12 protein-coding genes and 1 other annotated feature are annotated in these 12,561 nt (G+C 47.5%); of the genes, 4 read left to right on the top strand and 8 right to left on the bottom strand.

What is annotated here, in order from left to right; all coding sequences use genetic code 11:
• Positions 1 to 112 precede the first annotated feature (112 nt).
• Positions 113 to 334: a DeoR family transcriptional regulator gene (locus LCM00_RS04430; protein ID WP_009795247.1), complete on the top strand. Its 222-nt coding sequence runs from the start codon at positions 113 to 115 to the stop codon at positions 332 to 334.
• Between the two features lie 66 nt (positions 335 to 400).
• Here the strand turns inward: LCM00_RS04430 and LCM00_RS04425 are convergent, their stop codons facing one another.
• Positions 401 to 1,120, bottom strand: coding sequence for a pseudouridine synthase (locus LCM00_RS04425; RefSeq protein WP_224898295.1), 720 nt, complete (start codon positions 1,118 to 1,120; stop codon positions 401 to 403).
• A gap of 117 nt (positions 1,121 to 1,237) precedes the next feature.
• On the opposite strand from LCM00_RS04425, the gene LCM00_RS04420 reads away from it, so the two are divergent.
• Positions 1,238 to 1,465, top strand: coding sequence for a hypothetical protein (locus LCM00_RS04420; RefSeq protein WP_224898293.1), 228 nt, complete (start codon positions 1,238 to 1,240; stop codon positions 1,463 to 1,465).
• Between the two features lie 64 nt (positions 1,466 to 1,529).
• Here LCM00_RS04420 and LCM00_RS04415 read toward each other — a convergent pair whose 3' ends face one another.
• Entirely contained in the window at positions 1,530 to 3,146 is a 1,617-nt protein-coding gene (locus LCM00_RS04415) for a putative polysaccharide biosynthesis protein (protein ID WP_224898291.1), read from the bottom strand.
• A gap of 29 nt (positions 3,147 to 3,175) precedes the next feature.
• On the opposite strand from LCM00_RS04415, the gene LCM00_RS04410 reads away from it, so the two are divergent.
• Positions 3,176 to 3,418 carry a hypothetical protein gene (locus LCM00_RS04410; protein WP_224898289.1) on the top strand — a complete coding sequence of 81 codons (243 nt, stop codon included), beginning with the start codon at positions 3,176 to 3,178 and terminating at the stop codon, positions 3,416 to 3,418.
• A gap of 15 nt (positions 3,419 to 3,433) precedes the next feature.
• Positions 3,434 to 4,693, top strand: coding sequence for a BaiN/RdsA family NAD(P)/FAD-dependent oxidoreductase (locus LCM00_RS04405; protein WP_224898287.1), 1,260 nt, complete (start codon positions 3,434 to 3,436; stop codon positions 4,691 to 4,693).
• 136 nt (positions 4,694 to 4,829) lie between these two features.
• Here LCM00_RS04405 and LCM00_RS04400 read toward each other — a convergent pair whose 3' ends face one another.
• The 6 genes from LCM00_RS04400 to LCM00_RS04375 form a co-directional block, all read right to left on the bottom strand.
• Complete coding sequence (locus LCM00_RS04400; RefSeq protein WP_224898285.1) at positions 4,830 to 5,012, bottom strand: sporulation protein Cse60; 183 nt, start codon at positions 5,010 to 5,012, stop codon at positions 4,830 to 4,832.
• Positions 5,013 to 5,110: 98 nt separating this feature from the next.
• A complete protein-coding gene (locus LCM00_RS04395) occupies positions 5,111 to 5,416 on the bottom strand; it encodes a rhodanese-like domain-containing protein (protein WP_224898283.1) in 306 nt (101 codons plus the stop codon).
• Between the two features lie 163 nt (positions 5,417 to 5,579).
• A complete protein-coding gene (leuS, locus tag LCM00_RS04390; protein WP_224898281.1) occupies positions 5,580 to 7,997 on the bottom strand; it encodes a leucine--tRNA ligase in 2,418 nt (805 codons plus the stop codon).
• A 99-nt stretch (positions 7,998 to 8,096) separates the two neighbouring features.
• Positions 8,097 to 8,315: a binding site (T-box leader), on the bottom strand.
• Between the two features lie 177 nt (positions 8,316 to 8,492).
• Positions 8,493 to 9,269 carry a 3-hydroxybutyrate dehydrogenase gene (locus LCM00_RS04385; protein WP_224898279.1) on the bottom strand — a complete coding sequence of 259 codons (777 nt, stop codon included), beginning with the start codon at positions 9,267 to 9,269 and terminating at the stop codon, positions 8,493 to 8,495.
• Positions 9,270 to 9,331: 62 nt separating this feature from the next.
• On the bottom strand, positions 9,332 to 10,651 hold the full coding sequence (locus LCM00_RS04380) for a GntP family permease (protein ID WP_224898277.1): 1,320 nt from the start codon (positions 10,649 to 10,651) through the stop codon (positions 9,332 to 9,334).
• Positions 10,652 to 10,972: 321 nt separating this feature from the next.
• Complete coding sequence (locus LCM00_RS04375; RefSeq protein ID WP_224898275.1) at positions 10,973 to 12,337, bottom strand: sigma-54 interaction domain-containing protein; 1,365 nt, start codon at positions 12,335 to 12,337, stop codon at positions 10,973 to 10,975.
• Between the last annotated feature and the right edge of the window lie 224 nt (positions 12,338 to 12,561).

Genomic DNA, 12,561 nt, shown 5'->3' with positions numbered 1-12,561 from the left:
AGGAGTTGTCTGGGGAAAAGAAAACTACATACCTTGAAGACATGTTTCTTCATCGAAGCTGTCGGTTGCAGGAATTTGCCAAAGGTTTGAAAAAAGGATAGGGAGTGGTTCTTTGAAACCTTCGACTAACCGGATGTTAAACCGCATTAAAGCCGTCTACATGTTTATTTGTAAGCGCGGAACTGTAACAACTCAGGAGCTTGTAGAGGAATTTGGTATTACTCCTCGCACCATACAACGAGATTTGAATGTCCTGGCCTATAATGATTTAGTCATCAGTCCAAGCAGAGGAAAATGGACGACAACGCAAAGAAAAGTTAAGTTATCATCGTAAATTCAGTCTCCCGGGGTCCGGGGGATCCATAAACAAAAAAATCGCCCTTATAAGGCGATTTTTTTGTTACTTCACTTCATAGTCCATCAGGGACTGCAGCTCTTCCTCTGTCAGCTCCCTGTATTCACCAAGCTCAAGCGTCTCATCCAGCTGCAGCGGACCCATTGAAAGCCTCTGCAGATATACCACTTTCTTCCCCACAGCCTCAAACATTCTTTTGACTTGGTGAAACTTTCCTTCTGTAATCGTCAATTCGATATCAGACCGCTCTCCTGACTTCAGGATATTGAGCTCTCCCGGCTTTGTCGCATAGCCGTCATCAAGGATGACTCCTTTGCGGAAGGCAATGACATCTTCTTCAGTCACTTCCTGGTCTATGACTGCAAAGTACGTTTTCGGCACATGCTTCTTTGGGGAGAGCAGGCGGTGGGCCAGGTGGCCATCATTCGTAATCAAGAGCAGGCCTTCAGTATCTTTATCAAGCCTTCCGACAGGGAAAGGCTCAAAAATGAGATCCTCTGCCTCAAGGAGATCGATGACCGTTTCATCTCTATTATCCTCTGTTGCTGAAATGACGCCAGGCGGCTTGTTCATCATCAAATAAATAAATTCCCGGTATTCGATGGTTTCCCCGTTTATACGGATAAGATCTTTTTCAGGATCGACATGCTGCTTGGCATCCTTGATCTTTTCATCATTGACAGTCACCGAACCGTCCTTAAGCAGCTTTTTAACCTCTTTCCTGCTGCCGTATCCAAGATTGGCCAGCACTTTATCAATTCTCATCCTTCTTCCTCCTTATAGATTTCAGTCCCGGAACCATTGCTTTTATCATAGACTGCACTATCTGGTTTTTGTCTTGAGTATAGTAGAATTTTTTACGAAATGAAAGGAGCGCTCCTTATGCGCCATATTCCCGTTTATCCATATCCACTGCACCCGGCTTTTCGCACATCCCCTGCCCTGCTTCCATCATGGGATGGCCAGATTCTGCAGCGCATCATCGAGCTTGAACGCACTGTCGGGCAGCTTAGCAAACAATGCAGCCGGTTCAACAGGAGGATGAACCGCATTGAGCGGAGGCTGGGGATCGGCGGATCCTCACCAGTCTATTATAATCCGGAGCTCTAGCCGGCCTGTCCGGAAAAAACGAAAGGCCCCGCTTTGTGCTGCGGCGGCCTTTCGTTTTGCTTTATTAAAAACGGAGGCGGAGCTTCTGTTTGATTTTTTCCACTCTCTGCCCGAATAGGAAATAGATAAGCCTCGTCCTGAAGGCCAAATAAAAATAAATGGCCGCTCCAACACCCGCACAAATGACAATGATGACCAGCGACTGGATTGTTGACACTGGAGACAGGAATAAAGTCAGCAGCTTATAGGTTACTGCAGTGCCGGCCAACATGAATGCCGTGAACAGGATGATCAGCACGCTCCTTCTGACAACAAGGCGGAATGGATAATCTGCATAGGTCCTGATGACATATAGATTGATCAGTATGGCTGCTGTGTACCCAAGGGTCGTTGCCAATACTGCCCCCTGTGTTTCCATCAGCTTGATGAGCGGAATATTCAGGCTCAGCTTGACGAGCAGGCCGACAAGCAGGCTCAGAATCGTGAATCTCTGTTCATTGATCCCCTGCAGGATCGCTGCTGTAACTGAGAACAAGGAAAACAGCATCGCTACCGGCGCATATGTTCTCAAAACCTCTGTACCCAATTCCTTATGTTCATAAAAGACAGTGAAAACCGGCTCAGCCAGCAGTGAAAGCCCGGCTGCAGCAGGCAATGTAAGAAAAAGGAGCACCTGGAACGTCTGGTTCAGCTGTTTGTTCAGGCTTGTGCGGTCATTATCGGTAAAAGCCCTTGTAACGGCGGGCACAAGTGTAAGCGAAAATGCTGTCGCCAGAGATACAGGGATGATCACAAGCTTATGGGTCTGGAAATTCAGCACGGCAAAAGCCGTCTCAGCCTGGTCCGCAAGGCCGATGCCTGACATCGCCCGATTAAATGTCAGCTGGTCTATGAACTGGAAGAGCGGATTGGCCAGGCCGACAAAGACAAAAGGCGCCGCATAAATGATGATTTCTTTATACATTTCCTTCAGGGAAATATCCATCGTCCCTTTGTCCTGAAGGAGGAGCTCATCCAGATGGGATTTTCGTTTATACCAGTACCAGATCAGAATGGCCAGGCTGCCTATCGCTCCCACAAAAGCAGCAAAGGTGGCTACACTGACTGCTGTAACCAGACTTCCGCCCATCCATTCAAGAACAATATAAGCACCAGCAAGGAGGAACGCGATCCTGACAATCTGCTCGATCACCTGGGAGACGGCTGATGGACCCATTGACTGATGTCCCTGAAAGAATCCTCTGATTAAACTCATAAATGGGACAACTATCAGGGCAAAGCTGACAGCCCTAATGACCGTTGTTACATCCTTGACGCTTGAATCCAGGTCATTATCAGGTATGCTGATTTCTGCAAGGACAGGCGCCGCAAAATAAAGAACCAGAAAAGAAATAATCCCGCTGCAGAGCATTACGATCAGGCCGGATTTAAAAAGCTTCCTGCCGACTGCATACTCTTCTAGAGCATTATATTTAGAGATGAATTTGGAAACTGCCAGAGGTATTCCCGCTGTGGCAATGCTGATGAATATCGTATAGGGCACATAGGAGTATTGGTATAGAGCATTCCCATGGTCCCCAACAATCCGGTAGAATGGTATCACATAAAACAGGCCCAAAACCTTTGATATAATGGTGCCGAGGGTTAATATAAAGGTCCCTCTTAGAAGCTTAGATGACATATAATCCCTTCCTAAAAAGAAAATCTTGCTTGACTCATCCATGCGGTCTGCAGAATGCCGCAAAAACGCTATTTTTATCAGTTTCTGTCGAAAATGTAAACACACTATTAGTAGTTTACCTTTCTTTTGCCCCCAATGCTACTTTATTGCGGGCCCAGCCGTTAGAAAAAAAAGCAGATTCCTTAGTTGCCGCCCGATTGGACGGTATTCCCCTGAAAAATTTGCCTTTCCCATCCTTTTGTACTAATGTTAAAAAAGCAAAAAGTAAATAAAGTTGGTGAAAAAAAATGTACGATGTAATTGTAATTGGAGGCGGCCCCTCCGGCCTGATGGCTTCGATTGCTGCGGCAGAAAAGAAGATGAAAGTCCTTCTTATCGACAAAGGAAATAAACTTGGCAGAAAGCTTGCCATTTCAGGCGGCGGCCGGTGCAATGTCACGAACCGCCTGCCAATAGATGAAATCATAAAGCATATTCCCGGCAACGGCCGATTCTTATACAGCGCTTTCTCAATTTTCAGCAACGAAGATATTATAAGCTTCTTCGAAGATATGGGCATCCAGCTGAAAGAAGAAGACCATGGCAGGATGTTCCCTGTCACAGACAAGGCCCAGTCGGTCGTTGATGCGCTCCTGTCTAAAATGAAGGAGCTCCATGTCGAGGTGAAAACAGATTCACCGGTGGAGGATATTTCCTATGGGGAGAATGGCCATACAGTATTCCTGAAAAATGGGGCAAAGTATGAAGCAAGGTCCCTGGTTATTGCGGTGGGAGGCAAATCAGTCCCGCATACCGGTTCTACAGGGGATGGCTACGCATGGGCGGAAAAAGCCGGACACACGATTACCGATCTATTTCCGACTGAGGTGCCTGTCACCTCCTCTGAGCCATTTATAAAAAATAAAGTCCTGCAGGGGCTCGCACTCAGGGATGCAGCTCTAAGTGTCCTGAATCCTAAAGGCAAACCCCTTATCACCCATAAGATGGACATGCTCTTCACCCATTTCGGCGTAAGCGGCCCAGCAGTCCTGAGATGTTCGCAGTATGTCGTGAAAGCGATGAAGAAATGGGATCTGAAAGAGGTCATATTAAGCCTTGATGCTGTTCCTGACCGGAAGGAAGAGCCGTTATTCCAGGAGGTGTCCTCCATGATAAAGGCAGATCCAAAAAAGAGCATAAAAAATATTCTGAAAGGGCTTTTGCCGGAACGCTACCTGCTGTTCCTGCTCGATTGGAATGAAATCGATCCATCTGCACAGGGCGGCACCATTTCCCACGAAAAGATCCGCCTGTTCGTAAAAAGCTGCAAAGCATTTCAGTTCAAAGCCGATGGCACCCTTCCGATTGACAAAGCATTTGTCACAGGCGGCGGTGTATCCACAAAGGAAATCGAACCGCAGACAATGGCTTCCAAGCTGATGCCCGGCCTTTACTTTTGCGGTGAGATCCTGGATATTCACGGCTATACCGGCGGCTATAACATAACCTCTGCACTGGTGACAGGGAGGCTTGCCGGAACCAATGCGGCAGAGGCTGCTTCCTATTAAGGAAAGCGCAAGCGCCTTGTTCACCTAAGGAACGCAGACTAAGAACACCACGTCCTGTGGCAACGTCTGCATGACCCCGAGGGGGCAGGCGCAGCTGCCAGATCATAATTGATTATAAAAAAACCGGCCCTTCTGTTCAGGACCGGTAAACAACCATAGCGGAAAAGCAGTAGATCTGATCTTCTTCCTCTTCCTGAATGGCTGCAACATTATATTTAATATCAATCAGCCTGTTTTCATCAATCCGTTCCAGGAAATGGTTCATATCCTTTTCAAGATCTTTTTCATGCTCATGGTCAAAGAGCTTCACTTTAATCATTTTCGCCCCTCCTCAATTGCTTTTTTTAAAAGTATGGACGAAATATTCAGAAATTATAACCATGATAAAAAGCTGCCTGCGACAGGCAGCTTTCTTCTTTACTTTGTTTCGCCTTTCCATTCGAGCATTCCGCCAGCCATATTGCGGACCTTGAAGCCCTGGTCCTGCATGTAATAGCAGACGTTCTCACTGCGGCGGCCGGAGCGGCAGATGAAAATATATTCTTTCTCATCATCAAAGTAATCCATATTGGCAGGAATATCTCCCATCCTGATATGCTTGGCACCGGGAATCATGCCCTGCTCCACTTCTTCATCTTCCCTTACGTCTACAAGCTCAAGCTTCTTGCCTTCCTTCAGCAATTGCTCAAGCTCTTCTGTTGTGATGATTTCAATATTCTCCATCTACGACACCCTCTCATTAATTCGTCTACCCAATATGATTAGTATAAACAAAGGAAGTAAAATAAGGCAAAAAACTGGTTCCATTGATGACAGTTTCTATCGCAAAAGTCTTCCCTGCCTTAAAAAATCCCCTGTCTCTCGCTGAAACAGGGGATCATTGGCTTTAGTTGGCTACTATATTGACAAGCTTTCCTGGGACGGCAATGACCTTGCGGATTGTTTTGCCATCAATCTGCTCCTGGATTTTATCATCATCCATTGCAATCTTCTCCAAGGCTTCACGTCCCGCATCGGCAGGCACCATAAGCTTCGCTTTGACCTTGCCGTTGACCTGGATGACGATTTCAACTTCATCATCGACCAATTTGGCTTCATCATAAGCAGGCCATGCTTCATAAGATATTGTGCCGCTGTGCCCAAGCTTCTCCCAAAGCTCTTCCGCAATATGCGGAGCAATCGGTGACAGCATTTTGACAAAGCCTTCAATATAGCTTACAGGCAGTGTCTCTGCTTTATAAGCTTCATTGATGAATACCATCAGCTGGGAAATGGCTGTATTGAACCTCAGCCCTTCATAATCTTCTGTTACCTTTTTAACTGTCTGATGGTAGGCTTTTTCCAGGCCTGATTCCGGCTCTGCATCCTTTATTCTGCTGTGCAGATTTCCATCAGCATCAATCAGCAGCCTCCACACACGGTCAAGGAAACGGCGGGCGCCATCCAGGCCGTTCGTTGACCAGGCAACAGAAGCTTCGAGCGGTCCCATGAACATTTCATACAGGCGCAGTGTGTCGGCGCCATGTGACTCAACGATTTCATCCGGATTCACTACATTGCCTTTTGATTTGCTCATTTTTTCATTGTTCTCTCCAAGGATCATCCCCTGGTTGAACAGTTTCTGGAACGGCTCCTTGGTAGAAACCACACCGATATCGTACAGGAATTTATGCCAGAAGCGTGCATACAGCAAGTGAAGAACCGCATGCTCAGCACCGCCGATATAAATATCAACCGGAAGCCATTCTTTCAGCAGGTCGGCATCAGCGATCGCATTTTCGTTTTTAGGATCGATATAGCGCAGATAATACCAGCAGCTTCCCGCCCATTGCGGCATTGTATTCGTCTCACGGCGCCCTTTTTTGCCTGTTTCAGGATCTGTCACATTGACCCACTCATCAATATTGGCGAGCGGTGATTCTCCTGTTCCGGATGGCCTGATTTCAGTTGTCTTCGGAAGCATCAGCGGCAGCTCTGATTCCGGTACGGCAGTCATTGTGCCGTCTTCCCAATGGATGATCGGAATCGGCTCTCCCCAATAGCGCTGGCGGCTGAACAGCCAGTCGCGGAGGCGGTAAGTTACTTTCTTCGTCCCGATGCCCTTTTCTTCAAGCCACTCGATTGCTTTGGATATGGCTTCTTCCTTCTGCAGGCCATCAAGGAATCCGGAGTTTACATGCTCCCCGTCACCTGTATACGCTTCTTTTTCGATATCTCCGCCTGCAACAACTTCCTTGATCGGCAGGCTGAATTCTTTTGCAAACTCATAGTCGCGCTCATCATGCGCAGGAACGGCCATGATAGCGCCGGTTCCATAGCTTGCAAGCACATAGTCGGCAATCCAGATCGGCATTTTTTCGCCGTTTACAGGGTTGATGGCATATGCGCCGGTAAATACGCCTGTTTTTTCTTTTGCCAGATCCGTACGTTCCAGGTCACTTTTGCTCTTCACTTTTTCAAGATATGCTTCGACCGCCTCAGCCTGGTCTTCAGCCGTAATGCTTTCAACAAGAGAATGCTCTGGTGCAAGCACCGCATAAGTCGCCCCAAAGAGCGTATCAGGACGGGTTGTAAAGACGGTGAATGCCCCTTCATGGTTCTCAATGCTGAAGGTCACCTCTGCTCCTTCAGAACGGCCGATCCAGTTCCTTTGCATGTCCTTCAGGCTTTCCGGCCAGTCAAGCTCTTCCAGATCCTCAAGCAGCCTGTCGCCGTAAGCAGTGATTTTCAGCATCCACTGCTTCATCGGGCGGCGCTCCACCGGGTGCCCTCCTCGCTCGCTCTTGCCGTCGATTACTTCCTCATTGGCCAGGACTGTTCCAAGTGCCGGGCACCAGTTGACAGCCACCTCGTCAATATAAGCCAGCCCTTTTTCATACAGCTTAGTGAAAATCCATTGTGTCCACTTATAATATTCCGGGTCCGTCGTGCTGATTTCCCGGTCCCAGTCATATGAAAATCCAAGCGATTTGATCTGGCGGCGGAATGTATCGATATTTTTCTTCGTGAATTCTGCCGGATCATTGCCTGTATCCAGGGCATATTGTTCTGCCGGAAGCCCGAAAGCATCCCAGCCCATTGGATGGAGTACATTATAGCCCTGCATCCTTTTTACACGGGACAGAATATCTGTCGCTGTATATCCTTCCGGATGCCCGACATGAAGTCCGGCGCCTGAAGGATACGGGAACATATCAAGCGCATAAAAATTGCTTTTTCCCTTTTCCTCGCCCATTTTAAATGTTTTATTGGCTTCCCAAGACTTTTGCCATTTCTTTTCAATCTCCCTGTGATTGAAGCTCATTGTGCTTTCCTCCTGCATAATATGAATTTTTCTTTTGGGGAAAGGTTTTGCCGGTCTGCTTTACAGCGAAAAAGACCATAAAAAAACCCCTCATCCCAAAACAGGGACGAGAGGATATGTATTCTCCCGCGGTACCACCCACATTAGCGGCATTGCCGCTCTCTTCATTCATCCTTAACGCGGAAAACGGCAGGCATTACTGTGGTTCACACCTGCAACTCCAAGGCGAGTTCATGACAGTCCCGGCTGGCTTGCACCTCCCGCCAGCTCTCTAATGAGCGGAACTACATCATTACTATTCCTCATCATAGTTTTTACTTTAAAATATATAAAGCTATTGTATTAAAATTCTCCTTTGTATGCAAGTATGCTCTTGAATTAGAAAAGTTATACTTTTCAATGTATGCAAAGGCTGTGCTCTCGTGCAAACAGCTTCACTATTCTTTGTGATGGCAAATAAAAGACGCAGCAGCCTTGCCGGCTGTCTGCGCCTTTTCATTGCACTGTATATCCCCCGTCAATGACAATAGCCTGCCCCGTTATACCTCTCGCATCTTCACCTGCCAGGAAAACGGCATAGGCGGCGACTTCTTCTACTGACAAAAGCCTTTTCTGGGGAACCAGAGGATAAAGTACTTCTTCGAGAACCTTTTCCAGCGGGACTTTTCTTGTGTCTGCCAGGTCCTTCAGCTGATTTCTGACAAGCGGGGTATCCACATAGCCCGGGCAGATGCTGTTCACGGTGATTCCATAAGGGGCCGCTTCAAGGGCCGCGACTTTTGTCAGCCCGATGACCCCATGCTTGGCGCTGTTATAGGCCGCCTTCCCTGCAAACCCCACCAGGCCATTGATCGAGGCCATATTGATGATCCTGCCGAACCCCTGCTTTTTCATGATGGGCAAACTATGCTTGATGGCGGTGAAAGGAGCCGTCAGCATGACCTTTAGCATAAACTCGAATTTCTCAGTCGGGAAATCTTCAATCATGGATACATGCTGAAGCCCCGCATTATTGATCAGAACATCCAATCCCCCAAATTCTTCAACGGCAGAATGGATGGACTTTTTGATTTCTTCTTCAAGTGTCACATCACATTTCAGGCCAACTGCCCTGAACCCCTCTGCCCTCAGCTGCTCAGCAGCCTTTTCCACCTGTTCTTGCTGGATATCAGTCAGGACAAGATTGGCTCCTTGCCTGGCAAAGCTTTTTCCTATCTCATATCCTATCCCCTGGGCTGCCCCGGTGATAAGTACTGTTCTTCCTTGCACCATTTCTTTTCTCCTTCCATCAAGGACAGGAAGGGATTGGAAAACCCCTTCCTGTCCCGAAAATGTTATATGCCCAGCCCAAGCGAGAATAAAAGGATCGCCAATGCCAGGCCGAGCAGAGGGACGATGACTGTTACAATGCCGACAGCTCCGTATGCATCCTGGTGGGTCTCTCCGCAGATGGATCTGACCGTGGTAACTACATATCCATTATGCGGCAGGGAATCCAGTGCACCCGATGATATGGCCGCCACACGGTGCAATGCCTCAGGGTTGACACCCATATCCATATAGTGCGGCGCAATCAGCGGCAGGGCGATTACCTGGCCTCCGGATGCAGAGCCAGTCATCCCGGCGATGACACTTACCGCGATTGCTCCCCCGATCAGAGGGCTTCCGGGGATATCTGTCATAAAGCCGACCGCTGTCTGGAACGCAGGCACTGCCTTGGCCACCCCGCCAAACCCGACGACCGCGGCAGTATTTCCGATGGCAATTAGCGCTCCAAGCGTCCCCTCGGAAACAGCATTCCAGAAATTCCTGAAGTACTTCCTATTCAGCAGGTAAGTAGCGATGACTCCACCCAATAAAGCTATAATAAGTGCGGATTGTGCGAGTGAGTCATGAAAAATAAAGGCAATGACCAGCACGACTGCCAAAGGCAGGACTCCCATTACAGGGTGCGGAAGCTCTTTTTTCTCTGCCACCGGATCTGTTTCCCTGGAAATAAAGGTTTCACCCCTGTTGACGGCTTTTGTAATGATCCTTTTCAGCCACCAGTATCCGAAGATCATCATAAAGACTGCGACAATAAGGCTGACCTCCCAGCCGGCATACGGAGATGTCCCCAAGTGTTCTATCGGGATCCAGTTCTGGATTTCAGGAGATCCCGCAGAAGTCATAGTGAAGGTGACCGACCCAAATGCAAGGGCGGCCGGAATAAAGCGGCGCGGAAGATTGGCCTGCTTAAAAAGGCTCAATGCCATCGGGTAGACAGAAAATGCCACGACGAACAAGCTTACGCCTCCATATGTCAAAACCGCACAGGATGCAACTATGGCAAGGACAGCATATTTCATTCCCAGCTTTCCAACAATCAATTCAGCGACACTGTCGGCTGCACCGCTGTCCTCCATCACTTTTCCAAAAATGGCGCCGAGCAGGAACATCAGATACCAGGATGTTACAAACCCGGAAAAGCCGGTCATATAATTCCCTACCAGGTTGGCCTCTCCCTCGCCCGCCAGCTGCGGAAACAATGGCATCCCGCTCAACACAGCAACAAACAGAGCTGAAAGCGGCCCGACAACAAGCAGGTTCATTCCCCTCATCGTCAGGAATATCAGGAGGGCAAGGCCTCCTACCAATCCAATCATACTAAGCATTCGTTTTCCCCCTTATTTATCTCCTTTTTTGAAATCGTTTACATTTGTATGAAAGCTTCCTCCCTTCTCAAAAATTTGTCTGCATATAATCCAATGCAAGATGTGTGCCAGGTGTCCGAAAATAGCAACGGCGGGAAAAGATGGCTGTTCTGCGATCTTTTCTTCCGGATTTCCGGAAAAAAAGTTTCTCCTATAAAATATCCCCAGATTCTAAATTACTAGATTATTGCCTTCCCTAAACAAGCATGAGGAACCTATGTCTCCTTTTCATATAAAAACAAAAGTCCGGAAATCCGGAATATTTTCCGGTTTTCCGGACTACTAGATTTCCAGTCCGTATTTTTTCAGCTTTTCATAAAAAGTCGATTTGCTGATGCCTAAAACCTTAGCAGCTTTCAGTTTATCATCCTTATACTTTTCCAGGCTCTGCGCCAGTACTCTCTTCTCTGTCTCTTCCAGGATTTCTTTCAGTTTTCTCGTCCCGATCGGGAGAACGGCCCTTTCCCGCAAATATTCTGGAAGGGATTCCTTCTGGATTCGTTCATCGCTGGTCAGGTAAATGGATGCTTCCATTACATTTTCTATTTCCCTTATGTTTCCCGGCCAGCTGTAGGCACGGAAGATCTGGCGCACCTCTTCATCTATGCCCGTTATTCTCTTCCCGGACTTTTTAGTAATTTTGCCTGTAAAATAGTCGACCAGCTCATCAAGGTCTTCCATTCGTTCTCTAATAGGCGGAATGAAAAACGGAACAACATTAATTCTGTAAAACAAATCCTCCCTGAATCGTTTTTCCTCCATCATTTTCTCCAGCGGCCTGTTTGTCGCGGCAATGATCCGGACATCAACTGAGATGGGCTTAACAGAACCCACAGCCTCTACCTCACCTTCCTGAAGAACGCGAAGAAGCTTAACCTGCATATTGGCCGGCATATCGCCGATTTCATCCAAGAATAAGGTCCCTCCGTGCGCCAGCTGGAACTTTCCTTTTTTCCCGCCCTTTTTCGCTCCGGTAAAAGCTCCTTCCTCATATCCGAAAAGCTCGGATTCAAGAAGATGCTCAGGTATCGCACCGCAATTAATTTTGACAAAAGGCTGATGGCTCCGCGCGCTGAGCTGATGGATGCTGTGGGCAAAAAGCTCTTTTCCAGTCCCGCTTTCACCCCTGATCAAAATGGAGATATCGCTGGAAGCGATCATTTTGACTTTTTCCTTCAGGCTGGCGATCTGCTTTGATTCTCCCAAAATATCCTCAAGGCTGTATTTCACCCCGCTGTCGATATGCTGGATATAATTCTGGATTTTGTTCAGCAGGCTTTTGACATGGCTGTTCATCTTCATCCATTCCTGTGTATCACGGAAAAAGACAGTCCCAAATGCGCCGATGATTTCTCCGCCTGACATGATCGGCATTCTGTTGGCAATCATATAATTCCCTTTTATATACTGAAGATCTGCCACTTCTTCCTTCCCGGTTGCTGCAACGATATGCATTCGTGTGTTTTCAATCACACCTGTCACATGCCGGCCGATCACTTCATCACGTTCACAGCCGATAAACTCGCAATAGTTGCGGTTGATATAGATGATATTGCCTTCCTTATCAACCACAACCAGCCAGCCGAAGGCATTTTCAACAATCGTTTCCAGGATCTCGTATGGAAGCTCCATCAATGTTTTGTTCATCTGCTTCTCCCTTTAACTCTAATCTTACTTAGGATTTTATCACATTTTTCTGATAATAAAGGATGGAGATAGAAATAATTGGACAAGCTGGTTTGGCGTATCTTTTTGATAAAACAATATTTGAGTTCTTTCAAAATGGTTCTAATTGCCATCAAAGTGTAAAAAGCCTGTTCATTGGAGTGCAAGGCACGCAGACTCCTGCGGGATTGCAGCGGCCATGCTGA

Source organism: Bacillus infantis, assembly GCF_020171945.1.
Classification (GTDB): domain Bacteria; phylum Bacillota; class Bacilli; order Bacillales; family Cytobacillaceae; genus Bacillus_AB; species Bacillus_AB infantis_A.
Note: the sequence above shows the minus strand (reverse complement) of the source record. Positions and strands in the feature narration are given on the sequence as shown.

What these genes read in the sequence shown, in the direction of transcription:
- LCM00_RS04405 (WP_224898287.1), top strand. Translation starts at nt 3,434, where the DNA reads ATGTACGATGTAATTGTAATTGGAGGCGGCCCCTCCGGCCTGATGGCT.
- LCM00_RS04375 (WP_224898275.1), bottom strand. Translation starts at nt 12,337, where the DNA reads ATGAACAAAACATTGATGGAGCTTCCATACGAGATCCTGGAAACGATT.
- LCM00_RS04385 (WP_224898279.1), bottom strand. Translation starts at nt 9,269, where the DNA reads ATGGTGCAAGGAAGAACAGTACTTATCACCGGGGCAGCCCAGGGGATA.
- LCM00_RS04415 (WP_224898291.1), bottom strand. Translation starts at nt 3,146, where the DNA reads ATGTCATCTAAGCTTCTAAGAGGGACCTTTATATTAACCCTCGGCACC.
- leuS (WP_224898281.1), bottom strand. Translation starts at nt 7,997, where the DNA reads ATGAGCTTCAATCACAGGGAGATTGAAAAGAAATGGCAAAAGTCTTGG.
- LCM00_RS04380 (WP_224898277.1), bottom strand. Translation starts at nt 10,651, where the DNA reads ATGCTTAGTATGATTGGATTGGTAGGAGGCCTTGCCCTCCTGATATTC.
- LCM00_RS04420 (WP_224898293.1), top strand. Translation starts at nt 1,238, where the DNA reads ATGCGCCATATTCCCGTTTATCCATATCCACTGCACCCGGCTTTTCGC.
- LCM00_RS04395 (WP_224898283.1), bottom strand. Translation starts at nt 5,416, where the DNA reads ATGGAGAATATTGAAATCATCACAACAGAAGAGCTTGAGCAATTGCTG.
- LCM00_RS04425 (WP_224898295.1), bottom strand. Translation starts at nt 1,120, where the DNA reads ATGAGAATTGATAAAGTGCTGGCCAATCTTGGATACGGCAGCAGGAAA.
- LCM00_RS04400 (WP_224898285.1), bottom strand. Translation starts at nt 5,012, where the DNA reads ATGATTAAAGTGAAGCTCTTTGACCATGAGCATGAAAAAGATCTTGAA.